The sequence below is a fragment of the Duganella sp. GW822-FHT06D06 genome (genome assembly GCF_058799615.1).
The window spans coordinates 182,124-207,216 of record NZ_JBXALQ010000011.1 but is presented as its reverse complement, the minus strand read 5'-3'; the positions used below and the strand labels follow the sequence as shown (position 1 = coordinate 207,216).

Below are 25,093 nucleotides of genomic sequence, written 5' to 3'. Positions count from 1 at the left end.
GCTAGTAGCGGCGCATCACGAACTCGGCCACGCAGACCGGCTTGTCGCCGCCTTCGCGCTCGATCACCACCCCCCACAGGACCTGGGCGCCGTCGGCGATATCGTCGATGGCGACGATGGTCAGCCGCGCCCGCAGCCGGCTGCCGACCGGCACCGGGGCCGGAAAGCGCACCTTGTTCAGGCCGTAGTTCAGGCCCATCGTCATGTCCACCATGTGCAGCGCATTGACCAGCAGCGCCGGCAGCAGCGCCAAGGTCAGAAAGCCGTGCGCCACCGTGGCGCCGTAAGGCGACTCGCGCGCCGCCCGTTCGGCGTCGGTGTGGATCCACTGGTGGTCGCCGGTGGCGTCGGCGAACAGGTCGATGCGCGCCTGGGTGATCGCCACCCAGTCCGACACCGCCACCTCCTTGCCGATCTCGGCCTTCATGGCCGCCAGGTTGGCGAAGCTGCGCATCAGGAGTGCTGCTGGAAGCCGCGCTGGGCGATGAAGCGCTCCAGGTGATGGTCGACATCGCCCAGGGTCAGCTCGATCATCGCCAGCCGCTTGAAGTGGTGCGCGGCCGGCAGTTCGTCGGTCACGCCCATGCCGCCGTGCAGCTGCACCGCCTGCTGGCCGAGGAACTTGGACGCCTGCCCGACCCGCACCTTGGCCGCCGACACCACCCGCCGGCGCTCCTCGGCGTCGCCGCAGGACATGCGGGCGGCCGCCAGCATCGCCATCGAACGGGCCTGCTCCAGGTGGATGTACATGTCGGCCATGCGGTGCTGCAAGGCCTGGAAGCCGCCGATCGGCGTGCCGAACTGCTTGCGCGTCTTCAGGTAGTCCAGGGTGGCGGCGAACAGCGCATCCATCGCGCCGACCGCTTCCGCGCACAGCAGGCTGGCGCCGTAGTCGGCCGCCTCGTCCAGCATGTCCCAGCCGCCGCCCATCCTGCCCAGCAGCGCAGAGGCCGGCACCGCCACATGGCTGAACTGCACCGTGGCGGCGCGCTGGCCGTCGATGGTGCGGTAGTCGCGCACGCTGACGCCGGGCGTGACGGCCGGCACCACGAACAGGCTGATGCCGTTGGTGTCGCGCTGGGCGCCGGCGCTGCGCGCCGAGACGATCAGCGCGCCGGCCTGGGCGCCGTGGATCACCACGGTCTTGCTGCCGTCGATGCGGTAGCCTTCGCCGTTGATGCTGGCGATGGTCTTGATGTCCGACAGCTCATGGCGCGCGTGCTTCTCGCCCAGCGCGCAGGCCAGCTTCAGTTCGCCGCTGGCGACTTCCTCCAGCAGGTGGTGCTGGTTGCCGGCCAGCTTGAGGAATTGCGCGCCCCACACGGTGGCGAAGTAAGGCTCGACCACCAGGCCGCGGCCGATCTCCTGCATCACCACCCACAGGTCGACCGCGCTGCCGTTGAAGCCGCCCTGCTCTTCCGGCACCGGCAAGGCCGTCATGCCCAGTTCCACCAGCGTGCTCCAGGCCAGATCCGACACCCCCGTGGCCGAGTGCACGATGCGCTGGCGCACGTCGAAACCGTAATCCTTGGCGACCCAGCGGCGCAGCGCGTCGGCGAACTGCTGCTGTTCTTCTTTCAAATTAAAATCCATCGCTGCCCCTTACAGTCCCAGGATCATCTGGGTGATGATGTTTTTCTGAATCTCGTTCGAGCCGCCGTAGATCGACGTCTTGCGGAAATTGAAGTAGTAGCCGGCCAGTGGCGCGGCGGCGTCGTCGCCGGTGACGGCGTGGTCGGCCTTGCCTTCGAGGTAGTCGGTATCGAACGGCAGCGCGTCCGGGCCCAGGGCCTCGACCATCAGCTCGGTCAGCAGTTGCTGGATCTCCGAGCCGCGCACCTTCAGCAGCGAGGCCTCCGGTCCCGGCGCGTGCGATTCGCGCGTAATCACGCGCAGCACCGTGGTTTCCAGCGCCATCAATTCAATTTCGAGACTGGCCACCTTGGCGGCGTAGACCGGGTCCTGCAGCAGCGGCTTGCCGTGCTTGTAGTGCTCGGAGGCGATCTTTTTCAGGAACAGCAGCTCGCGCTTGGAACGGCCGACCGCCGCGATGCCGGTGCGCTCGTGGCCCAGCAGGTACTTGGCGTAGGTCCAGCCCTTGTTCTCCTGGCCGATCAGGTTCTGCAGCGGCACCTGGACGTTGTCGAAGAAGACTTCGTTCACCTCGTGGTCTTCGTCGAGCATGACGATGGGGCGCACGGTGATGCCCGGCGTCTTCATGTCGATCAACAGGAAGGAGATGCCCTCCTGCTTGCGCACGGTGGAATCGGTGCGCACCAGGCAGAAGATCATGTCGGCGTGCTGGGCCAGCGTGGTCCAGGTCTTCTGGCCGTTGACGATGTAGTGGTCGCCCGAGCGTTCGGCGGTGGTCTTGAGCGAAGCCAGGTCGGAACCGGAGCCGGGCTCGGAATAGCCCTGGCACCACCAATCCTCGCAGCTGAGGATGCGCGGCAGATAGTGGGCCTTCTGCGCCTCGTTACCGAAGGCCATGATCACCGGCGCCACCATATTGACGCCGAACGGCAGGATGGGCGGCGTGCCGGCGCGGGCGCACTCCTCTTCCCAGATATGGCGCTGGGTGGCGCTCCAGCCCGGACCGCCGTGCTCGACCGGCCAGGCCGGCGCGGCCCAGCCTTGCCTGGCGACGATCTGATGCCAGCGCACATAATCCTGGCGGCTCAGGCGCAGGTGATTGCGGACCTTCTTCTGCAGATCGCTGGGCAGGTTAGCGTCAAGAAAAGCGCGCGCCGTATCCCGAAACGCCAGATCCGCCGCCGAGTAGTTCAAATCCATGCTGTCTCCATATTCTTATGACCCCGCTAAAAAAGCACGATCGTTCAAATAATTGTACCCGATATCCTGCCAAGCATTGTGGCATTTTTAAAGGGCGACAGAATGGCGCCATTTCCAAAACCCAAGGTCAAAAACCCGGGGGTCAAGTCTGACATTCGGACACAAGCTCGGCAGTAGCAGGCTGCTACGGTTGAACTCGTGTCCGAATGTCAGACTTGACCCCACGGGAGCTTACTTCATGGTGTAGCTTTGCTGTGCGGTGTCGACCGCGTAGTTATGCGACGCGTCCCAGTAGGTGAAGCTGTAGTTCACCACGTCGCCGATCTTCAGGCCGCCCGCGGTGTAGCTGTTGATGCCGGCGCTCTGCGTCATGCGCACGTTTAACTGCCCGCCGCCGTTGACGCTGTAGTGCACGTCCGCCCAGCTGCTGGAAGCGACCGAGAACTTCAACATCGTCGCGCTGGTTTGCTGCACCGCCGGTGTTGGCGTTGGCGTTGGCGTTGGTGTCGGAGTCGGAGTCGGCGTTGGCGTTGGGGTTGGGGTTGGGGTCGGCGTTGGGGTTGGCGTCGGCGTCGGCACGCCGGTATCCCACACGATGTCGTCGATCGCCATCTGGAACGCCGAGCTCGGCAGTGCGGCGCCGTCGCTGGCGATCTGGAACAGGTCCAGCATCGACTGCAGGGCGATCTTGCTGCCGGCCAGGTCCGCCACCGGGATGGTTGCTGTGCCCCAGTCGCCATTGCGCACCAGGCCGTACGTGGTGGCGTTGGCCGGGAACTTGACCGCGTTCTGGTTGGTGTAGGTGTCCTGCACCCCGACCGTGAAGGCGACGTTGGCCGGGATCTTGATCTTCAGCTTCATGGCGCCGTTGCGGAAGTTGCTCATGTCCCGCGCCTGGCGCGATTCCACGCTGCCGCCGAACCACTGGCCCGGCGTGTTGAAGCTCCACGCCATCACATTGCCGCCTTCATACGGCGCCAGATTGCCCGGCGTGACAGAGGCGTTGTTCCACACAAAAACGTCGGAGCTGGTGCCCGCCACCAGCTTGTTGTTGACCACGGTGTTGTCGGTGAAGACGCCGAACTTGCCCACCTCCGGCGTGCTCTGGCTGCCCAGCTTGACCGTGCCCTTGCCGTCCAGCTGGTACACGCGCACATAATCGACGTACATGGTGCCCGGCAACGGCGCCGTCACCTGCCCCGGCGCGGCCGCGTCGGTGAAGTTGCCGCCGACGGCCAGGTTGAACAGCAGGTAAAACGGCGCTTGCAGCGCGGTCGAATTGACCGGCAGCGGATTGTTGTACATATCGTGCTCGACGCCGTTGTCGACCACCGTGAAGCGCATCTGCGTATCGGTCCAGTACAGGCGGTAGGTGACGAAGCGGTTCGCCAGCGACTGGCTCGGCGTGTACCAGTTCTTGGTCTGCCACGCGGTCGAGGCGGCGCAGCTTTCATTGCCCGGCACGCAGGCCGCCTGCTGCCAGGTGATGACGTTGGCCCCGACGAAGTTGTCGATCCCCGGCGTCGGCGCACCGGCCGCCGCGCGGCTGCTGGCCTTGTGGCCCATCTCGACGATGTCGATCTCGCCGTTGCGCGGCCAGCTCTGCGGACTCACACCCAGCATCCACGCCGCCGGCCACAGGCCGATGCCCAGCTGCGGCGTCGCCATGCGGATCTCGACCATGCCGTACTGCACCTGCACCTTGCCGAAGGAGCCGATTTTGCCGGAAGTGAAGACGTTGCTGCCCACCGTCTGGTTCTGCGCCTTGATCGCCAGCGCCCGCGTGTTCGGCTCGAACGGCACATTGGCGATGGAGACGTTGTTGGGGCTGTAGTACTCCAGCTCCTGGTTGCCGTAGCCGCACAGGTTGATCTGGCAGCCGTTGCCGTCCACCGCCGTCCACAAGGTGGTGTTGAGCGCGGCGGCGTTGAATTCCTCGGACCACAGCAAGGGACCGATGACGGGACTGGTGACGCTGGCCGACACCTGCGTGCCGTAGGCCAGCAAAATGCCGGCGGCAACGGCGGACAGAACGAATTTCTGTTTATTCACAATGTATGACTCCTCGTATCCATACTTCCACATTTCGAACCGGACGGCCGTCCGGTCCGCACCTTCGCCGGCAACGCCGGCTATTCCGCTTGCGGTCAGGGAGCATGGAGCGTGGCGCGGCCCGGCAAAAAAATGGGCGCGGGGGCGCCTTCGCTACGAGGCGTTTCGCTTGCTGTTGCAGTCTCCGTGCCGACCGGGTCGTGGCCCGGGCTGTGTCGCTGATTAAAATTGGAAACGATTCCAATTCCATGTTTAAAATATATTCTGAATAATATTTTTTGTCAACGAAGACGCGCAAACGTGCGTCGACTATTTTTTGTGGACGCTAGCGTTATCAGTTGGCGGCCTTGTTGTGCTTATCCTCGTTGCGCATGGCGGCGCGGCGACCCTGCGCGGCCAGTCCGTAGGCTTCCTGCGCGCGCCGATAACCATATAGCCATTGGGTTTCCACGTCGGCCACGTATTGTTCGTAGCTGGCCGGCGCCACCAGTTGCACGCGATTGTTGCGCCACGCGATGCGCTTCTGGACGCCGGTGCCGCGCAAAGCCGCGCTGACGTCGGACGTATCGATCCACACATCGACCGCTTGGCCATGCACATGCCGCAGGCGCTGGTTGGCGTCGAAGCCGAATACCGAGCGCAAGGCGGGAATCGCGGTGAACTGGTCGTAGGACTGCTTCATCTCCATGCTGATGTGCTGCGCCAGGCACTGCGCCAGTTCGATCGGGAACAGGTCGATCACGCCGCCGGTGTAGTCGGCGCCGCCGGCCGACTGGCAGCGGAAATACACCATGTCGGCAATCGAGATCCGGGCCGCGTCGGCCAGCGGCATGGCGGTGTCGATCTCCAGTTCGTGCGCGACGGCGTCGGTCCAGCCATCACGACCGATGGCCGCCGGCTGGCCGGCCGCCAGCGCGGCGATGCGCGCATCGCCGAACAAGGTGACCCGATAGATGGCGCGCCCTTGCCGCAACTGCCCTACTTCGTCGGGACCGAACAGCAGCTTGCCGCCGAGGATGGCCAGCGCCGGCGCGGTGGCGTCCGTGGGCTCCGGCGGCAACGGCAGCACGGCCGGAATCTCGAACAGATAGTCGTTGAACAGGTCTGGGATATGCGCCGCCCTGGCGCCGTTCAAGCGCCGCAGCGCGATGCTGGTCACCGCCCGCAGCGGCGTGGCGCGCGGGCCGGATCGCAGGCTGCGGAAAAACGCATACATCAGCGGCGACGCCAGCCAGGCCTTGCGCGCCGCGCTATCCGGCAGGTTGCGGATGATGGCGCCGGCCACCGAACCGCCGCAGGTGGCCAGCAGCAGGTCCGGCTCCTGGCCGGCGTCGATCGCCGCCGCGTGCATGCCGAGGTAGTAGCCGAAGCAGAAGCCGCCTCCGGCCAGCACCATGCATCGTTGATAGCGCGGGTCGCGCGCGGCGTCGGTCATTTCAGTCGACGGTGATCAACAGATCGCGCCCTTTGCTGGCGGCGTTGCCGGCATAGTCCTCGGCCGTGATGCGCAGCGTGTAGTTACCAGGGCCGAGGGCGCCGACTTTCCAGCCACCCGGCGTCAGCTTGCCGTGGATGAGCGTGTTGTTGATGGCGTAGGAAAAACGCGTCTCCGCCGCGCCGTGAACCGTGATGCCGCTGGTGGCGGCATAGGCCAGCTTGACCGCGTCGCGGTTGCGCGGCAGACGGTCGTAGAGCTGGGTGATCAATGGCTCTTCCATGCCGGGGATAATTTCGCCGTCGGTGTTCAGCAACTGATAGCCCAGCTTGTACACGCCCAGGCGGCGGCGTGCCTGGTTGCCGTTCATCTGGTCGAAGGCGTCGACCACGATCTGCACCTCGCCCAAGGCGCGCGGGACCAGCAGGCGGCCGCCGGCCTTTTCCTTGAGCAGCTTGCCGCTGCTGTCGGCCAGCGCGATAGCCTGGATCTGCGGCGCGATGGTGTCTTCCAGGTCGATGAAGGGCAGCGTCAGCGGATTGAGGGCGTCGCCGTTCGGTTTGTAGTCCAGGTGCACATGCGCCATGCGGTTGACCGTGCCCAGCGTTTCGCCCACCAGGAAACGCGTGCCGCGCTTGACGCGCACGGCAGACGGCACGCCTTTTTCATCCTTCAACAACTGGAAGCGCGGGTCGAGCGGCTTGTCGTTGGCGCCGCGTCCCACCCGCATGTGGATGTATTGCAGGCCATCGAGCACCACGCCTTCCGACAGTTCGCCATAGCCCCAGCTGGCGCCCGGATCGCTGATCTTGCCGGCGGTGACGGCCAGCACCGGCGTGCCGATGGCGGCCTGCACGTCCAGCCCGGAATGGAAATGGTCGCGGCTTTCGCCGTCGAAGTTGCCGCGCACCTCGCCCATCAGGCCGACCACTTCGTGCGGCTTGTGCTGCGGCTTGACCGGCCACAGCATCGTGGCGCCGTGGGACGGCGCGCCGGCCAGCGGTTCCACCGGCGCGGCCGCCTGTCCGGCCAACGCCAGCGCCACGTGGTGCAGGCGGAAGGTGGCGGCGTCGGTGACGAACAGCGAACCGTCCCTGGCCAGCGCGAGGCCGCGCGGCGCGTAGAAGCGCACGCTGCCGTCGGCGCCGTAGCCCGGCTGCGGCGGGCGGTCGGCGTCTTCCAGCGTCAGCACGTCGCCGGCCGGGGTGACCTGCGCCAGGCGGCCGTGGGCGTTGCTGCTGACGTAGAGGAAACCGTCCGCCGTCATCGCCAGTCCGACCGGGGATTGCAGCAGCGGCGCGCGCTCGCCGTCCTTGGCCTGGACCACGGTGCTGACGTTGCCATCCTTGGCCAGCTTGCGGATCGCGTGGTTGCCGGTGTCGGCGATGTACAGCTCGCCGGCGGCGCTGAGCGCCAGGCCGGTGGGGGTGTTGAACAATGCTTGCGCGCCGGCGCCGTCGACATCGCCCGGGCGGCCACCGCCGGCGACGGTGGTGACTTCGCCGTTGGCGGCGATGCGGCGGATGCGGTCGTTGTAGGTGTCGGCCACGTAGACCACGCCGGCCGCGTCCACCGCGACGCCGGTCGGGCCGTTGAACTGGGCCGCCGCGCCACGGCCGTCCTTGTCGCCCGGCAGGCCGTCGCCGGCCAGCGTGCTGACCACGCCCTCGGGCGTGACCTTGCGGATGGCGTTGTTGCCGGTGTCGGCCACGTACAGATTGCCGGCGGCGTCGATCGCCAGGCCGGACGGGGTGTGGAAGGCGGCCGCCTTGCCCGCCCCTTCCGCATAGCCCTCGACCGCGCCGGCCAGGGTGGTGGTGCTGCCGTCCAGGGCGATCTTGCGGATGCTGTTGTTGTCGCCGCCGTCGGCCACGTACAGGTTGCCGGCGCCGTCGATCGCCACCCCGAACGGATCGGCGAAACGGCTGCTGCGGCCGCGCCCGTTGTTCGCGCCCGGCATGCCGTCGCCGGCGATCGAGGTGACGCGCGCGCTCCAGTGCGGCTGCGTGCCCTTCAAGGCCGACGGCCGCGCCACTTCGGCGTCGGCGTCAGTGCCCGGCCGATGGGTCAGGATGTAGGCCGCCCCGCCCCCACCCAATGCGCCCCCCAGGGCCAGGGCGGCGGCGATTAACTTGAATTGGGTAGGAGTCACGCTGCGCAAGCCTAAACGTTGATCGAAAGAAAATATCTTAACCGATCTTCGGGGCGGCGGCTACCGGGAAGCTGCGCGGCTGCGAGCGCTGCTTCAGTCGCGCAACTGGCCCGCCAGTTGGACCACACGGGCGCCGTCGGCCCGCAAGGCGGCGGCCAGCGCGCGGCCGTAGCCGGCATCGGCCTTCTGGAAGTAGGACAGCATGGCGTACTTCACGCTCTCATCCTTCACCTGCCCCAGGTCGCCGGCCAGGTTGGCGACCAGGTTGGCCTGCTGCTGCGGGTTCAGCGACCGATAGAACTCCCCGGCCTGCCTGAAGTTTTGCGTCCTGGCGATGCGGGCTTGCTGGGTGGCGCCGCTCAACGGCAGTTGGCTGGACTTGTATTGCACATCGTCGGCCAGGTCCGCGTGTTCGCTCGGCTGGTAGTTGACGCCGCCTTTGCGGTTGCCGCCGTTCTGCGCGCCATCCTGGTTGTAGTTGGCGGCCACATTGCGCGGACGGTTGACCGGCAATTGCAGGCCGTTGGCGCCGATCCGATGCAACTGGGTATCGGCATACGAGAACATGCGGCCTTGCAGCAAGCGGTCTTCGGAGGCCTCGATGCCGGGCACCAGGTTGGACGGCGCCAGCGCCGACTGCTCGGTTTCCAGGAACACATTGTCCGGGCTCTTGTTCAGCGTCATGCTGCCCACCTTGACTTCAGGTACGCCCGGCCAGGTCTTGGTCGCGTCCAGCCCGTCGAACTCCAGCGCCGCCAGTTGCACCGGCGTCAGCGTCTGGATGTACAGCTCCCAGCGCGGGAACTTGCCTTGCTGGATGGCGCCGATCAGGTCGCGAGTCATGTGGTTGAAATCGGTGGCCTGGATGGCCGTCGCTTCCTTGGCGCTCAGCGTCTTCTGGCCTTGCAGGCTCTTCCAGTGGAATTTGACGTAATGGACCTGGCCCTGGTTGTTGACGAATTTATACGCGTGCACGCTGTTGCCGTCCATTTCGCGGTAGCTGGCCGGGGTGCCGAAGTCCGAATACACGCGCGTCAGCATATGGGTCGCTTCCGGCTGGTGCGAGAAGAAATCGAAGAAACGGTTCGGGTCCTGCAGATTGCTGTCGGGCGAAGGCTTGAGCGAATGCACCATGTCCGGGAACTTGATGGCGTCGCGGATGAAGAACACCGGCAGGTTGTTGCCGACCAAATCCCAGTTGCCCTCGCTGGTGTAGAACTTGGTGCCGAAGCCGCGCGGATCGCGCAGCGTTTCCGGCGAGTGGTTGCCGTGGATGACGCTGGAGAAGCGCACGAACACCGGCGTCTGCGTGCCCGGCCGGAACACGGCGGCGCGGGTCAGCGCGGACAGATCCTGCTCGGCCACGAACACGCCATAGGCGCCGGTGCCGCGCGCATGCACCACCCGCTCCGGCGCCCGTTCGCGGTCGAAGCGTTGCAGCTTCTGGATCAGTTGCACATCCTGCAGCAGTACCGGGCCATTGGGACCGGCTGTTTGGGAGTTCTGGTTGTCGCCGACCGGGGCGCCGTTGTCGCGTGTCAGCGTGGTGCCGGTGCCGGCGACGGCGGCGCCGGCGACCAAAGGCAAGGCCAGCAACAAGATGCGGGCCGGGGTTTGATAGGAATACATTCTGGTGTCTCCTGGAACAGTTGAGGTTTAATCACTATATTCCCGGCGAAGTCATTGGTATACTTAATTAATACTATCAAATCGATAGCCATTTCAATTGCAACGTTCAAAAAAAAGCCCGCTACGGGAGCGGGCTAAGTCTATTTCCTTGGAGGAGAATAGAGGAGACAGGTGAATGATGCTGCATCGCGGCATATAGATCCAATTTATATTGGCAATAGCAGTAATTTCCAACGTGAATAACTCAAAAAAAATGGCCCCGCAAACTACACGGGGCCACCTTCCCTACGACGGCTTATTTGCTGGAGTCCACCGCGTACGGCAGCACGCGCGAAGCCATGCGGGTGTCGGTCTTCAGGAAACCCACTTCGTCGGCCAGGATGTGCACCGCTTCATTCAGCAGCACGTCCTTGGCGGCCTTGGCGGCTTTTTCCGCATCCAGCTCCGCCGTCAGCGAACGCTCGTCGCCTTGCAGGCCGTCATCGGTGCGCAAGGCGCCCTTGACCGCCGCCACTTTCGGCGATGGCGCCGCCTTGCCGTTGGCCGGCTTGGCAGAGATCGCCTTGTTCAGCGCATCCTTCGGATCCGGCAGCAGCACCGGGTCGTCCGCGCCCAAGGTGGTCGACAGCAGACGCGCCTCGCGCAGCTTGGCACGCGCCTCCTGGGTGTCGCGCTCCTTGCGGCGCACGGTTTCGTTCAGCGAGATCAGGTTGTCCTTGCGCTGCTTCTTCACCAGGGCGATGTCCTCGGACAGGTACTGGAAGTCCTTGTCCTTGGCCACGCGCGCCTCATGCTTCTTGTCCAGCAGCGGCAGGATGTCCTTCAGGTCGCCGGTCGGGATGTACGGCGCCGGCTTGATCGCGGTCCACGGCAAGGCGTTGTCGTAACTCGATTCGCCGAAGGTGTCCGAATCGCCCATGGTCGGCAGCTTGATGTCGGGCGTGACGCCGCGCAGCTGCGTGGTGCCGCCGTTGATGCGGAAGAACTGGGCGATGGTCATTTTCAGCTCGCCATAGTGGACCTTGTCGCTCTGGGCGAAGCGGTCCAGGCCGAAGATGGTTTGCACCGTCCCCTTGCCGAAGCTCGGCTCGCCGATGATGACGCCACGGCCGTAATCCTGGATCGCGGCCGCGAAGATCTCGGAGGCCGAGGCCGAACCACGGTTGATCAGCACGCCCAGCGGACCGTCCCAGGCCATGCCGGCGTTGCTGTCGCTTTCGACTTCGATCTTGTTGTCGCCGGTGCGTTGCTGCACCACCGGACCCTTGTCGATGAACAGGCCGGTCAACTGCACCGCCTCGGACAGCGAGCCGCCGCCGTTGTTGCGCAGGTCGATCAGCACGTTGTCGACTTTTTCCTTCTTCAGCTCGCCCAGCAGGCGGGCCACGTCGCGGGTGGCGCTCTTGTATTCCTTGTCGCCCTTGCGGCTGGCTTCGAAGTCCTGGTAGAAGGTCGGCAGCGAGATCACGCCGATGCGGCGCTTGGCCGTGCCGTCCTTGACTTCCAGGATGGATTTCTTGGCCGACTGCTCTTCCATGTTGATCTTCTTGCGCACCAGCGAGACGGTGGCGTGCTTGCCGTCGACGCCGGCGTCGACCGGCAGGATGTCGAGGCGCACGGTGGAGTCTTTCGGGCCGCGGATCAGCGCGACCACGTCGTCGATGCGCCAGCCCAGCACTTCGGTCATCGGCGAGTTGTCGTCCTTGGCCACGCCGAGGATCTTGTCGCCGACCTTGATCTTGCCCGACAGTCCGGCCGGGCTGCCCGGCACGACTTCGCGCACCACCGTGTATTCATCACGGGTTTGCAGCACGCAACCGATGCCTTCCAGCGACAGGCGCATGGCGATGTCGAAGTTTTCCGACGCGCGCGGGCCCAGGTAGTTGGTGTGCGGCTCGATCGACATGGCGTAGGCGTTCATGAAGATCTGGAACACGTCTTCATTGGTCAACTTGCGCGAACGGCTGACGTAGTTATCGTAGCGCTTGTCGAGCGTGTCGCGGATGCCCTTGTCGTCCTTGCCCGCCAGCTTGAGGCGCAGCCAGTCGTTCTTGACGCGCTTGCGCCACAGTTCCTTCATTTCAGCGTCGCTCTTGACCCAGTCGGCCTTCTCGCGGTCGTACTGATAGCTCTCGTCGAGCGAGAAATCGGGCTTGGTCTTGAGCAGTTCGCGGGCGTAGGCGATGCGCTCGTTGAAACGTTGCTGGTACTGGTTGTAGACGGAAAATGGAACGCTGAGGTTCTCGCCGGTGATGGCGTCGTCCAGCCGGGTGCGCACAATGGCGTACTGGTCGATGTCGGACTGGGTGAAGAACAGTTTTTCCGAATCCAGCGATTTGAAATAGCGGTCGAAGATCTTTTCCGACATCGCATCGTCTAACGGAGTGGATTTGTAATGCAGTTTGGTCAGTACCCGCGAGGCCCACACGGCCGCCTGGGCTTGGCCCGGCTGGGGTTTGAGTACGGTCTCCGCCGCCGCTTTTTCTGGCACGGCCGCGCCGGCCTGCACTGACAGCGCCGCCAACACGGCCACTAACAGTATTTGCTTCTTCATCGGCTTACTCCGAAACGTAGTGTTATCAATTAATCGTCGCGCGCAGTGCTCCTGCCTGCCGTTCCATTCTACAGGATAGGCTGCACCGCGGCGCTGGGAGTTTGCAGTGTCCCCGCCCAAGCTTAAGCAGGACTGAAATGGCGCCCGCCGCACTTTCATCTATAATTCCGGCATGGGTACATTTCTGAAGCACCGGCGCGGCCACAGCCTGATCGTCTGCATTGCGATTTTGCTGAACCTGCTCGCCCCGGCGATCGGCCATGCGATGGCGACGCTGGCGCGCGATCCGCTGGTACTGGAAATTTGCAGCACCACGCCGGCCAAGCCGGCGCCGGGCGACACTTCCACGCACGCGCTCAAGCACTGCGTGTTCTGCGCCACCCATGCCGACACCTACGCGCCGCCGCCAGCGCCGGCCGGCCTGCTCACCGTGCTGAGCGGCCACGACGCCTATCCGGCGCTGCACTACCAATCCCCCACCCCGCTGTTCAACTGGTCGAGCGCGCAGCCGCGCGCACCGCCCGCCCTGTCCTGACGTCCCGCTAGACCGCATGCAGCCACGCCGCACCGGCGATGGCTGGCGTGCGCCTGTTCAACGACTCACAGGATTAACCATGCAACGCCGTACCCTACTTACCGCGCTGGCCGCGGCCGCCGCATTGCCGCTGGCCGCGCACGCCGCGCCGCCGGCCTACACCGGCATCGACATCACCGGCAGCAGCATCGGCCCGGACTTCCGCCTGTTCTACGGCAACGGCAAGCCCGCCTCGCTGCAAGACTACAAAGGCAAATACGTGCTGCTGTTCTTCGGCTTCACGCAATGCCCGGACGTCTGCCCGACCGCCTTGTCGCGCGCGGTCGAGATCAAGAAGCTGCTGGGCGCCGATGGCGACAAGCTGCAAGTCGTCTTCGTCACCGTCGATCCCGAACGCGACACCGCCGCGCTGCTGGCCGAATACATGCGCGCCTTCGATCCCGCCTTTGTCGGCCTGCGCGGCGACGCGGCGCAAACCGCCAAGGCGGCCAAGGACTTCAAGATCTTCTATCGCAAAGTCCCCAGCGGCAGCTCGTACACGATGGACCACACGGCCATCACCTACGTGCTCGACGCCGCCGGCAAGATCCGCCTCGCCTTCAAGCACGAACAAACCGCCCAGCAATGCGCAGCCGATCTGCGCAAACTGATGCAACCTAAAAAAGAAACCAGCTTCCTGAAAGGATTATTCCAATGAAACGCATGATCTACCTGCTGCTCCTCGCCGCCCTGCCCGCCTTCGCCCAAGTCACCGTCAGCGAGGCCTGGGTGCGCGGCACCGTGGCCTCGCAAAAAGCCACCGGCGCCTTCATGACGCTGACCTCGGCGAAAGACAGCCGCCTGGTCGGCGCCAGCTCGCCGGCGGCCGGCGCGGTCGAAGTGCACGAAATGAAAATGGTGAACGACATGATGAGCATGCGTCAGATCGACGCCCTGGCGCTGCCTTCCGGCAAGGCCGTCAAGCTGGCCCCCGGCGGTTATCACCTGATGCTGATGCAGCTGAAACAGCCGCTGGCCGACGGCGCGAAGGTTCCGCTGACGCTGGAGTTTGAGGACGCGAACAAAGTCCGCAGCAAGATGGTGGTGGACGCCGTCGTCAAGCCGTTGAACAGCGCGCACCAGCACTAGGCGCGCACGGTGGCCGTCAGATCGGCTTCAGCAGCGGCTGTTGGCGCCGATGCCGAAGTGACCCAGGCCGCCGAGAATCGGTGACCCATCTAACTTTGCGCAAACGTAGGCCCCGCCTGGCTTACGGGGGCAAGACTTGGGTCAACCAAAGTCGGCGTAGTGGATCAATTCAGCATCGGCGCCAACAGATCGCTTGGTTTGATGCAAGCAATTATGGCGCTGTTTCTAGGTTCCTGGGTCAGCGCTCCCATCAAAGCAGGTTCGACTAGTCCCTATCTAGCGAGTCGCTTCGACGTTGGGCAGTCCGCGCGCTTCACGGAATTCGCCGCACCCAACGCAGTGCCTCTATAAAAGTCTGTGAGAAGGCCAATTTTTTCTGATAGCCATAGTCTCTGGCATTTTCATGTTCACTGGTCGACGACATGCTTGGCAGGTTTAGCGATACGGGGGCAGTCATTCCCTCGTGAGTCAAGCTCGCCTCGCTATTCTGGCTAACCCAAAGGTGCCAATAATCTGGCTTCGATGCGTTGGATGGCGCCCAAGCATTGACGAATATCGGAGTTCTTCCGAGTGCACCCAATACTTTCTCTCGCCATAGTTTGCAGCTCTTTTGGAATGCGCGCTTTGTGTTTGAACCATCCGCAAGCCCGGCACAGAAGAATGTCTTGATAGACCGGCGGGTAGAGCTCCCAGGCGTCACGTCATTGTTGATGGCCACGCAAGCGATCATGATCAGGCCATCGACCAGCCTAACCGCATGTTCCTTCTCTGGCTGAAAACGTTCCAGCAGCAGCCGATAAACCTTCCAAAGCTTGCGGCTAATAGAGCCGTAATCGCCGGATAGCGGCAGAGACATCGCAGCATTTCTCGCTAAGAGAGCCATCGAGGTCTCCGCGTTGGGTGGTGGATCGGAGGATAGCATGGCTTTCTCGTGCCAAATGGCCATCAGAGCGGCGATGGATATCGGGTCGTGGTCGTCGTCCATTAACATTGTCGCTGTCAGACTCGCGGCGTGCGCCAAACTTTCTCCATACGTCTGGCCAGGTCGATCCCACATGCCATTGAAAATGGAGATGCAAAGCTCCGCCGAGTGGAGAATGTCTTCGCCTTCCTTCACGCTCTTTGCGGTGGACAAGTCGGCGGGCAAGCTGGCAATCTGCCATCCTTGTTGAACTGCGGTTCCGACTCCCCAGTTGCACAGCTGGCCGACCTTCTCCGCCACCTCTCTCGAAGTGAGCGTTCCGTTGCTTTCCAGCGCGGCCAAAATATCCAAGGCACAGATGCTTTCAAAGTCGCCATCATGCCCTTGGCAATAAATTCTAAAAATAGCATCGTCGGAATACAAAAGATGGGGCGGTTGCTTAGCCAGCGCCTGGATCTCCGTTGCGATTTGGAGGGATGCGATGCCGGCATCTTCCGCATCCGAAGTGTCGCTCCTTGGCTGTAGCAGTTGTCCGAAGTGTTTTTGGAGGCCGGCCTGTATTGATCGGCATTTTTCTCGAACGAACGAGCCCATGACAGGATCGGCCAGTCGGCCGATTTCATGCATGGTCCGCTGCGACACGGCCACTTGGGGAAAAAGTTTGAAGATCAGGTCGATGAGGCCGAGGTCGTATGCGACCAACAAAGAGAGATGGTCCATCAATGGAACTCGACCCCGCATTTTTTCCAATGGAAAGGGTTCCCATTGCCCCGGTATCATTTGCAACAAAAGGCTTTTCTCTCCGCCTTTTGCCATCTTTGACGCTTCCCATATTGCGGGAAGATCTCTGCCCAAATTTGCGTTGAAATGCGGACGCCAGGAAAATGGCGCCCCCTTCGCTTGTTCACTCAGCGACTCCTCTTGCTTGCGGCGCTCCTCAATGATTTCGGGCGTATCTCCAACCAACTTCATCAACGTCTGCAGCATCTCCTCTGGAGTAGAGTCGTCGGCGAAGGAGCCCGCCCGCAGTATCTTCGAATCCGGGAATTTTTCAGAGTAGTGCTTCAGGCGAGCTTGATACTCAGCGATCTGCTTCGGGTCGGGTTTCGCTGGATGGGGAGAGGTCATGAACATCATTAGGAATGAGCCCTCATTGATCTCGTCGTCGGGGTCAATCAATTCGCCGATGCGCCAAGCGATGGCGTGCGCGCGTGGATCCGCGGGATTCTTTGCCCGAACCAGATGATGAAGCAACCGCAAATGTTCGATCTTCTTGTCGTTCCCACTGGACAGCGCGAGCATCTTCTCCGTCACCGCCATTGCCTCGTCCATAAATCCGCATCGGGTGGCGATGTCGATGTGGACGGTGAGGACGAATGGCTCCGCCACGCCTTGCTCAATGAGCGGAAACAGCAGCGCGCGAGCTTCCGCAGTGCGGCCCAAGCGGTCCAGCGCCAGCGCGGCGACCGCAGTCAATGTTGAGTTCTCTGTGAAACGCTCACGGCCATCCTCGGCAAGCGCCAATAGCTCCCTCCATCGCCCCAACGTCGTGTAGGCTTGTCCCAATTGCAGAAGTGGCTCCATCGGCAACAATCTGTCTTTCACCAAAACCTCAGCGACGGCGACGATTCTTTCAGCTTCGGCCAATTGATGAGGATTAAGCGCGTGAAACAAATGGATCGCGAGCGCGACGGGCCTGCCTTTGCTCTCAAAGTTGGCGAACAGTTCCTCGAGGGCTTGGCCACGCTTGGCTTTGTTTTTTGAGATGGCCGTCGCGTAATTCCATACCGCGCGCTGGTTTAAAAGCTCGGGACTTTCTTCAAAAAGCGGCAACCATGCCTCGATCAGATCTGCCCTGACCAAGCGGTCGGCTGAGGTGAGGGCGGAACTGAGCGCTTCCCCAAACATGGGATCGGCGCGACTAAGCGTTGGAAGCTCTTCCTCGAAAAACGCCACGCATTCGGCATCTCTTTTTGTTGCGTGCAGCATCGCGGTCTTGCGAAGCTTCGTCGTGGCGTTTTGCGGTTGCATGGCGTTGGAACTCAGGGCCAGATCAAAGTCGCCTGTCTGGGCAGCCAAAGATTCCACTGCAGATTGCAGCGTCGGAAGGGTTGGGCGCTTGTCCGCCGCTTCCGTCAGGATCGCCAGCGCCTCCTCCTCCTTGTCCAGGATTGAGCTGGCGGCGCAAAGAATGTCAGCTAAGAATTCAATGTTGACGGGCCAGCCGCTCGCTCTCAGTCCTTCGGCAGCTAACTTCATGCCGTTCCAAGCATCGTGCACGAGATTCAAATTCGCGCCGGGCCTGCCTGTCAAAGGGAGGTGGAGTCTTCCGCTTTCCGGCTCCGGCTCAAGGTTCATCGCCATGCTGAACTGCGCGCGCGCCTTGATGATTAGAAAAAGAATGCGCGTTCCATCTTTCAGATCAGGCAGCAAGAGGCCGGCTTCGGAGACCGCCAAGGCCTGTGCCAACTGCGAGCGCATCGTGTGGATGATGGCCAAGGCTGAGAGCCGCTCTGCGCCTGAGAATGTGGACAACGCGTCTTCCGCCTCGTCGAACCTTTTTTCCGTTGCAAGAATACGGGCCTTGATCGACAAGACTGCCGGCTCTGAGGACGTCAATTTGGCTAGTATGGCGCCTACGTCACCGTGACCATCTTCGGACACCTCCACGCTGAACTTGGTCTCTGCCCAAGCGGCCAGATACTTGGGGTGCCCTGGCGCCACTTCCATGGCCTTCTCAAAAGCCTCGCAGGCCTCGCTTTGACAAAGCCGAGATAGGCTCTCGCGTCCGCTCAGATGCCAATAGTCTGCGACTTCCAACGGAACGGCTTTGTGCACCAATGCGCTCGCAGAACCAAGCCGCTCTGCGGCTCTCATGAACGCGCCTGTATTCAGGTCTTTTTCGGCCTCAAACAAGAACCAGGCCATTGATCCAGGCGGCCTGTCCGGCCATACAGTGGCGGGCTCTTCAGATAGGGATTCCATGAGGGCGGCACTGCGAGTGGAGAAGCCCGCTGGGAGCTTTTCTATCAGCGCCGCCCGTTCTCCAGCAGCCATGGTTGGACTGCGCTTCTCCAACGTCATGTCTAGAGAAGCACCGATGTTCGCCAACGCCCTAAATTGCGACAACTCTTTGGACAGGTCGGTGTGGCTGTCGAGCGCATTTGCCTTCGGCACGCGCAGGGTGACGAAAAGCTGCTCGTCGCTGAGGCCGTGTGCGTTCAGTCGGCGCAGCTCTTCATGAATCCAGACGTGATACAGCGGGCAGTTGACCGCCACGGAATCCGCGCTTAGGTCACAGAGAACTAGAAGAATGGGTTCAGTGAAGCGCGCGTAGTATCGAATGGTGGCCGCTTTGAGCTGGATCGAAAAATGGGCTCCGTCCGCACTAAGATCGGGGATAGTCGTGCCCTTCAACTGCACGCGAAACATATCAGTCACTTGGCTGTCATGAAGGGTCTGCACCTGATAGTCGATCCCGAAGTCGTCCGTGCCATCTACATTTTTTGCCAGCCAAGCTTCTGGGCAGCGCGCGACGAAACATTTCTCGGCCTTGAAACCGATGGTCTTGCCATCGCTGGCAGTGGGGAGGCGGCCTAGGTTGGACATTGAATCTTTTCCGATATATTTTCTCCATTGTAATCGTAGGCGCGCGCTGCGGGGGGGGGGCGACGTCCGATGTGTTGAAGGTCTCTTTTCCTGTGCGTCTTCATTCTCTATACTGCCACCATTGTTGGCGCCGATGCCAAATCGACCCAGGCCGCCGAGAATCGGTGACCCATCAAACTTTGCGCAAACGTGGCCCCCGCCTGGCTTACGTGGGCAAGACTTGGGTCAGCCAGAGTCGGCGTAGCGGATCAATTCGACATCGGCGCCAACAGTCAGATCGATTTCAGCAGCGGCCACCAGTAAGGCACCGACCACCACAGCAAGCCGGCGATCAGCAGGTAGGGCCAGGAGCGCAAGGAGATTTTCCAGTCGACCGTCGACGGCCAGCAGGCCAGGAACTGCGGCGCCACGGCAAACGCCAGCGCCAGGTCTATCCACTGGAAATCCAGTCCGGCCCGGGTGCGCCACCAGGCCACCACGAACGGCAGCAACACCACCACAAACGGCGCCAGCGCGGACGGCGCCGCGTTGTACCAGCGCACCCGCGTCAAGCGCACCGATCCCAACTCCCAGCCCTGCGCGACCCGCCGCGGAATGACGGTGAAGGCGGCCGGCCGCGCATACGTCACCAGGCCGGCAACGAAATGGGCCAGCTCGTGGCAGATGGTGCCGGCGACGGTGAACAGGAAAAAGAAGGGATGCCGGGCCGACAAGGCACGGATCAGCAGCGCCAGCACTAGCGACGGCGCCAGGTACAACAGAATGTCGCGGTGATGGCATAACCACGCCGGCGCGAGCGTACTACATTCAAACAGGCTGCTCATGGCCGCATCGTCGCACGGCGGCGGAACAACGTCAATTGCGCGCATTACAGTTGTGCGATGTCTTGTGCAAACGGCAACACGGAGCGCCGGTGCTGCGCCGCGTCGCCGACGCAGCACCGGCCGCAAGCGCTACTGCGCCGTCAACGACCACCAGTTGATGTTCCAGCCGCCGGCGCGGGCGAAGATCGCCAGGTCCTGTTGGCCCGCCGTCAGGTAGACGGTGCCGGTGACGGTGGTCCAGTTCTGCCAGCCGCCGGTGTTGGGCACCGCCAGCGCGGCCAGGTCGGTGGCGTTCTTGCTCAGCACCAGCTGGCCGCCGTTGTTCGGACTGGCCACGCGGAATTGCAGGTTGTACCACCCCGTCTTCGGCACATTGATCGGATAGCTCATCCAGTCGTTGCTGTCGATGTTGCCGACGTTGAAACCGCCACCGGTGTCGGTGGTGGTTTCCATGCGCATGCCGCTATGGTTGCTGAACATCTCGGCCTCGATGCGCTGGCCCGCTTCGGCCTTCCAGTTCATCCAGTAGGCGATGCTCTCGTTGCGCACCAGCGCCTGCGTGCCGAAGCCGCGGAAGTAGCTTTCGATGGCGGCATTGGTGGCGCTGCCCACGTCCAGCGCGCCGAAGCCGCCGCCGTTGCTGCTGTTGCTGACCATGCCCCAGCCCCATGAACCGGTGTCGCCGTTCGAGCCGCCGTAGCTGACCGTCTTGTACGCCCAGTTGGTCGCGGCCCAGCCGTACATATTGTAGATGTCGTAGGTCTTGCGGGTGATCTGGCCGCCGTAGCTGCCGGTCAGCGTCCACGGCTGGAACTCGCCGATCAGGAACGGCGTGTTCAGCGCGCTCAGCTTGTTGTTCCAGTCGCAGCTTTCGCCGGTGCCGCTGGCATTACAGTGCAGCCAGGTCGCATGCATATTCGCTTGCGCGGTGGCGCCCTGCACTTCGTTCCATCCCCACAGGCCGGGATAGAAGTGCATCCAGAAGGCCACGTTGCTCAGGCCGCGCGTGTTCGGATTGCCGTAGGCGTCGATGCCGGAATTGTGGCCGGGCAGCAGGATCACGTGATTGGCGTCCTTGGCCCGCACCACGTTGAACAGTTCGTAGGAGAAGTTGGCCAGCGTGGTGGCGTCGGTGCCCCACGGTTCGTTGAGCAGGTCGTAGGCCGCCACCGAGCTGCGGTTCTTGTAGCGGCTGGCGATCATGTCCCACAGCCATTTGGTGCGGTCGCGGTAGCTGGTATTGGTCCACATTTCCGCCGCGCCGGCGCAGCCGTCGTGCTGCTCGCTGGCCGCCGCCTGGCCGCCGACCGCGCCGTGCAGGTCGAGGATCACGTACATGCCGCGCTTCTCGGCCTCGTTGATGGCGTAGTCCAGGTATTTCCAGGCGTCGGCGCGCAGCGTGTACGGACGGGCCTCGTCCTCAACCAGGCTGTACAGGAAAGGCACGCGCACCACGTTCATGCCCATGCCCTTCATCAGGTCGAAGTCGCGGCCGCTGATCCAGCTGTCGCGGAAGACCGACATCAGCCGCTCCTTTTCCGCCGCGCCGAAGCGGCCGGACAGCGCCGACTCCAGGTGGCACTGGTCGCCGATGCCGGCGCCGTTGTTGGTCAGGTTGGTATTCATCATCCACATTTCCAACGCCAGCCAGTTGCCCAGGTTAACGCCGCGCAGGTTGACGCGGTTGCCGGCATTGTCGACCCAGTACTTGCCGTTCTGCCGTATCGCCGGCAGCGTCACGCCGGTGGTCTCGGGGGTGAAGGTGATCCAGTTGAGGTTGAAGCCGCCGGCGCGCGCCTGCACCGTCAGGCTCTGCGGGCCGGCCGCCAGGAACACGTGCGAGCTGACCGTGACCCAGCTCTGCCAGCCGCCGGTGTTCGGCAAGGTGGTGGTCTCGCCGATGGCCTTGCCGTTCTGCGCCAGCACCACCTGCCCGCCGCCGCTGGCCGAGGCCACGCGGTACTGCACGTTGTACCAGCCGGCGCTGCCGGGGTTGACCGAGTAAGTCATGCTGTCGTTGGCGTCGATCCAGCCGACGTCGCTGCCGCCGCCGGTGTCGGTGGTGGCTTCCAGCGCGACGCCGGTCATGCTGGTGTAGCTCTCCGCCTCCAGCTTGCCCGGCAAGGCGGTTTGCGCGTAGCCGGCGCCGGCGACGGCCAAGCCGGCCAGGGCCAACCACCATTTGATGCGGTGATGTAGTGTCGTCTTCATGTAGTCTCCATTGGTTTTTGTGATGAAGGACCGCAGTACAAAACATGGAAGCGCTTCCACAGTAGAATGGAAACGTTCCCATATTTGTATGAAAACTATACCACGATGATCGCGAAGGTCAATCCCGATGTGTTGTTGCGCGCGGCGCCCTCAGGCGGCGCCGGTCACCGCCGCGACGCTGCTGTCATATGAAAAGCCGTGCTGTTGAAGGATGTCCACCAGTTCCTCCTGCGTGCTGCCCAGCTTGAGGTTCTCGATCACCCAGGCGCGCCACGCGGGTGTGATGGCGAGCGTCTCCGCCGGCAGCTCGATGCCGGTGATGATCCCGGCCAGCAGCGCGTTGATGCGCTTGGTGTCGATCAGGTGCTGCACCACCGCGTGGCCCGAATACGGGTACGGATACAGCGTGCAATTGCCGATCGCCGCCAGGCGGTGCGCGTGCATGGCGTCGAGGTTGACCGACTCGGTGGAATTGGGCTGATCCGGCTTGGTGCCGAACGCGATATGCAAGCGGGTCTGCCCACCTGCCCGCTCCCGGCCCAGCGTCGCCAGGTCGTAGTAGCCCGAGGCCGGCGGAGTCTGCTCCAGCGCGCGCATCACGGCGATCCAGCGGCGGTCGTGATAAAGCAGCGCCTGCCGTACATCGAGGAAGGACAGCGGCCCGAAGGCGATCACCTGCTGCACGTCGAGCAGCAGGCCGAACATGACCGCCGCGTAGGCGCCCATCGACTGGCCGATGGTGACCACCTTGCTCGGCTTGATCGCGACGATCAGCGCGCGCAGCGTCTCCACCGTATCGTCGGGATGATCGCCCAGGCCGGCAATCGTGCGGTGATACCAGCTGTTGCCGGAATCGCGCACCAGGATCTTGTTCAGATGCCGCCCGCTGGCCTGCTCCAGTTTCTTCAGGCGGCCATAGAAATCGAATTCCGGCCGCGTCTCCCACGACACGAAGCCGAAGGCGATCACCAGGATCTCGCCGGGCACGACGCGGTCGATCAGCACATCCTCGGTGCTGGTCTTGACGCGCCGGTTGTCCAGCGCAGGCACATCGGTGACGCTTAACGACATCGCCCGCGCTCCCGGTTCTAATGTTTAATGACTGTCGGTGTAAAAGCAGCGTCCGCAAGCCTGGCGATAACTCTCATTGCCGCCGATGCTGATCTGCTCGCCGTCCTTCATGCGCTTGCCGTCCTGGTCGACCCGGATGTTCATGGTCGCCTTCTTGCCGCAACTGCAGATGTTCTTCAACTCTTCAATATCGTCGGCCAGCGCCAGCAGATAGGCCGAGCCGGGGAACGGCTCGCCGCGGAAGTCGGTGCGCAGGCCGTAGGTGATCACGGGTATGCCGCGCACCTGCGCCAACTGATGCAACTGCTGTACCTGCAACGTGCTGAGGAACTGCGCCTCGTCGATCAGCAGGCAGGCGATTTTCTGGTCTATCAGTTCGAGGAAATTGGTGCCGCCGTCGAACACTTCCGTCTGCCGCTGCGGTCCCAGCCGCGACGTCACCTGGCCCACGCCGTAGCGGTTGTCGATGGCGGCGGTGAACAGACGCACTTGCTGGCCCTGCTCTTCGTAATTGTGCGCCACTTGCAACATCGCGGTGGACTTGCCTGCGTTCATAGCAGAATAACGGAAATAAAGTTTAGCCACTACTACCCCTTTTTGAAGTGCGGGATTATAAACCGCCCCTTCAGAAAAAGGAGCATACTTGCTTTTCCAGCAGCATGGTGAAACCGGTATTTTTTTTGCATATGCAAACTCGGAAACATTCCTTTCCAGCGCCTACAGAGCGGCCTACCATCCGCCCTTTACAAAAAAGCACGAGCGAACACAATTCGCCCGCGCCCACAGTTCGCAAGGAGAATCGCATGCCCACCCCCGCATTGTTTAAGCTCATCGGCAACACGCCACTGGTCCAGGTCACGCGCCTGGACACCGGCCCCTGCCAACTGTTCCTCAAGCTGGAATCGCAGAATCCCGGCGGTTCGATCAAGGACCGCATCGGCCTGTCCATCATCGAAGCGGCCGAGGCCGACGGCCGCCTGAAACCGGGCGGCACCATCATCGAGGCCACCGCCGGCAACACCGGCCTGGGCCTGGCGCTGGTCGGCCGCCTCAAGGGTTACCGCGTGCTGCTGGTGGTGCCGGACAAGATGTCGACCGAAAAAGTGCTGCACCTGAAGGCGCTGGGCGCCGAAGTGCGCAGCACCCGCTCCGACGTCGGCAAGGGCCACCCCGAGTACTACCAGGACTACGCCGCGCGGCTGGCGCGCGGGCTGCCGGGCTCCTTCCTCGCCGACCAGTTCAACAACCCGGCCAATCCGCTGGCGCACGAAACCACCACCGGCCCGGAGATCTGGGAGCAGATGGGGCATGAGGTGGACGCCATCGTGGTCGGGGTCGGCTCGTCCGGCACCCTGACCGGGCTGACCAACTATTTCCGCAAGGCCGCGCCGCACGTGGAATTCGTGCTGGCCGATCCCAAGGGCTCGATCCTGACCGAGTACGTCAACACCGGCCACGTGTCCGACACCAGCGGCTCGTGGGCGGTGGAAGGCATAGGCGAAGACTTCATTCCGTCGATCGCCGACCTGAGCGGCGTGCGCAAGGCCTACACCGTCACCGACCAGGAAAGCTTCGACAGCGCCCGCGAGCTGCTGCGCGCCGAAGGCATCCTGGGCGGCTCCTCGACCGGCACCTTGCTGGCGGCCGCGCTCAAGTACTGCCGCGAACAGACCACGCCCAAGCGCGTCGTCACCTTCGTCTGCGACACCGGCACCCGCTACCTGTCCAAGGTCTACAACGACGGCTGGATGCACGACCAGGGCCTGTTGCGGCGCGAACCGCTGCACGACCTGCGCGACCTGATCGGCCGCCGCTACGACGAGGGCGATGTCGTCAGCGTCTCCCCCGCCGACACCCTGCTGACCGCCTTCAACCGCATGCGCAGCACCGACCTGGCGCAGCTGCCGGTGCTTGAACACGGCAAGCTGGTCGGCATCATCGACGAATCCGACCTGCTGCTCAAGGTCGACCAGCACGCCGAACAGTTCTCCAGCCTGGTTGGCAGCACCATGACGTCCCGCCTGGAGACGCTGCACCCGAGCGCCAGCGTGCAGGCGCTGCGCAGCACGCTGGACCGCGGCCTGACCGCCGTGGTGGCCGACGGCGACGCCTTCTACGGCCTGATCACCCGCTTCGATTTGCTGAACCACCTGAGAAGGACTTTATCTTGAGCGACCA

Annotated in this window: 17 protein-coding genes; 4 read left to right on the top strand and 13 right to left on the bottom strand. The window is 63.2% G+C overall.

Going from position 1 to position 25,093, the window contains the following annotated elements:
• Position 1: 1 nt before the first annotated feature.
• From AC1RMD_RS20605 to AC1RMD_RS20570, 8 genes are all read right to left on the bottom strand, one after another.
• A complete protein-coding gene (locus AC1RMD_RS20605) occupies positions 2-454 on the bottom strand; it encodes a MaoC family dehydratase (protein WP_492928878.1) in 453 nt (150 codons plus the stop codon).
• Positions 454-1,593 (bottom strand): acyl-CoA dehydrogenase family protein, encoded by a 1,140-nt coding sequence (locus tag AC1RMD_RS20600; protein WP_492928876.1) that lies wholly within the window; start codon positions 1,591-1,593, stop codon positions 454-456. The genes AC1RMD_RS20605 and AC1RMD_RS20600 overlap by 1 nt, the downstream gene beginning before the upstream one ends.
• 9 nt (positions 1,594-1,602) lie before the next feature.
• The gene (locus tag AC1RMD_RS20595; protein ID WP_492928874.1) at positions 1,603-2,793 is read right to left on the bottom strand and encodes an acyl-CoA dehydrogenase family protein; all 1,191 of its coding nucleotides are present in this window, start codon (positions 2,791-2,793) and stop codon (positions 1,603-1,605) included.
• 231 nt (positions 2,794-3,024) lie between these two features.
• On the bottom strand, positions 3,025-4,845 hold the full coding sequence (locus AC1RMD_RS20590; protein WP_492928872.1) for a glycoside hydrolase family 16 protein: 1,821 nt from the start codon (positions 4,843-4,845) through the stop codon (positions 3,025-3,027).
• 334 nt (positions 4,846-5,179) lie between these two features.
• Complete coding sequence (locus AC1RMD_RS20585) at positions 5,180-6,280, bottom strand: patatin-like phospholipase family protein (RefSeq protein WP_492928870.1); 1,101 nt, start codon at positions 6,278-6,280, stop codon at positions 5,180-5,182.
• A 1-nt stretch (position 6,281) separates the two neighbouring features.
• The gene (locus AC1RMD_RS20580; RefSeq protein WP_492928868.1) at positions 6,282-8,432 is read right to left on the bottom strand and encodes a gluconolaconase; all 2,151 of its coding nucleotides are present in this window, start codon (positions 8,430-8,432) and stop codon (positions 6,282-6,284) included.
• Positions 8,433-8,525: 93 nt separating this feature from the next.
• Entirely contained in the window at positions 8,526-10,061 is a 1,536-nt protein-coding gene (locus tag AC1RMD_RS20575; protein ID WP_492928866.1) for a catalase, read from the bottom strand.
• A gap of 295 nt (positions 10,062-10,356) precedes the next feature.
• Positions 10,357-12,615: a carboxy terminal-processing peptidase gene (locus tag AC1RMD_RS20570; RefSeq protein ID WP_492928864.1), complete on the bottom strand. Its 2,259-nt coding sequence runs from the start codon at positions 12,613-12,615 to the stop codon at positions 10,357-10,359.
• A gap of 172 nt (positions 12,616-12,787) precedes the next feature.
• Here AC1RMD_RS20570 and AC1RMD_RS20565 point away from each other — a divergent pair, with 172 nt between their 5' ends.
• From AC1RMD_RS20565 to AC1RMD_RS20555, 3 genes are all read left to right on the top strand, one after another.
• The gene (locus tag AC1RMD_RS20565) at positions 12,788-13,150 is read left to right on the top strand and encodes a DUF2946 domain-containing protein (RefSeq protein WP_492928861.1); all 363 of its coding nucleotides are present in this window, start codon (positions 12,788-12,790) and stop codon (positions 13,148-13,150) included.
• A 79-nt stretch (positions 13,151-13,229) separates the two neighbouring features.
• A complete protein-coding gene (locus AC1RMD_RS20560) occupies positions 13,230-13,847 on the top strand; it encodes an SCO family protein (RefSeq protein WP_492928859.1) in 618 nt (205 codons plus the stop codon).
• A complete protein-coding gene (locus AC1RMD_RS20555) occupies positions 13,844-14,278 on the top strand; it encodes a copper chaperone PCu(A)C (protein WP_492928856.1) in 435 nt (144 codons plus the stop codon). The genes AC1RMD_RS20560 and AC1RMD_RS20555 overlap by 4 nt, the downstream gene beginning before the upstream one ends.
• Positions 14,279-14,591: 313 nt before the next feature.
• Here the strand turns inward: AC1RMD_RS20555 and AC1RMD_RS20550 are convergent, their stop codons facing one another.
• From AC1RMD_RS20550 to AC1RMD_RS20530, 5 genes are all read right to left on the bottom strand, one after another.
• Positions 14,592-18,809, bottom strand: a complete 4,218-nt coding sequence (locus AC1RMD_RS20550; RefSeq protein WP_492928854.1) for a DUF4365 domain-containing protein — start codon at positions 18,807-18,809, stop codon at positions 14,592-14,594.
• 272 nt (positions 18,810-19,081) lie between these two features.
• Positions 19,082-19,633 (bottom strand): hypothetical protein, encoded by a 552-nt coding sequence (locus tag AC1RMD_RS20545; RefSeq protein ID WP_492928852.1) that lies wholly within the window; start codon positions 19,631-19,633, stop codon positions 19,082-19,084.
• A gap of 129 nt (positions 19,634-19,762) precedes the next feature.
• Positions 19,763-21,844, bottom strand: a complete 2,082-nt coding sequence (locus AC1RMD_RS20540) for a carbohydrate-binding protein (RefSeq protein WP_492928850.1) — start codon at positions 21,842-21,844, stop codon at positions 19,763-19,765.
• Between the two features lie 150 nt (positions 21,845-21,994).
• The gene (locus AC1RMD_RS20535) at positions 21,995-22,915 is read right to left on the bottom strand and encodes a hypothetical protein (protein WP_492928848.1); all 921 of its coding nucleotides are present in this window, start codon (positions 22,913-22,915) and stop codon (positions 21,995-21,997) included.
• Positions 22,916-22,939: 24 nt separating this feature from the next.
• Positions 22,940-23,500 (bottom strand): thymidine kinase, encoded by a 561-nt coding sequence (locus tag AC1RMD_RS20530; RefSeq protein ID WP_492928846.1) that lies wholly within the window; start codon positions 23,498-23,500, stop codon positions 22,940-22,942.
• A gap of 218 nt (positions 23,501-23,718) precedes the next feature.
• Here AC1RMD_RS20530 and AC1RMD_RS20525 point away from each other — a divergent pair, with 218 nt between their 5' ends.
• Positions 23,719-25,086: a pyridoxal-phosphate dependent enzyme gene (locus AC1RMD_RS20525; protein ID WP_492928844.1), complete on the top strand. Its 1,368-nt coding sequence runs from the start codon at positions 23,719-23,721 to the stop codon at positions 25,084-25,086.
• Positions 25,087-25,093: the final 7 nt, after the last annotated feature.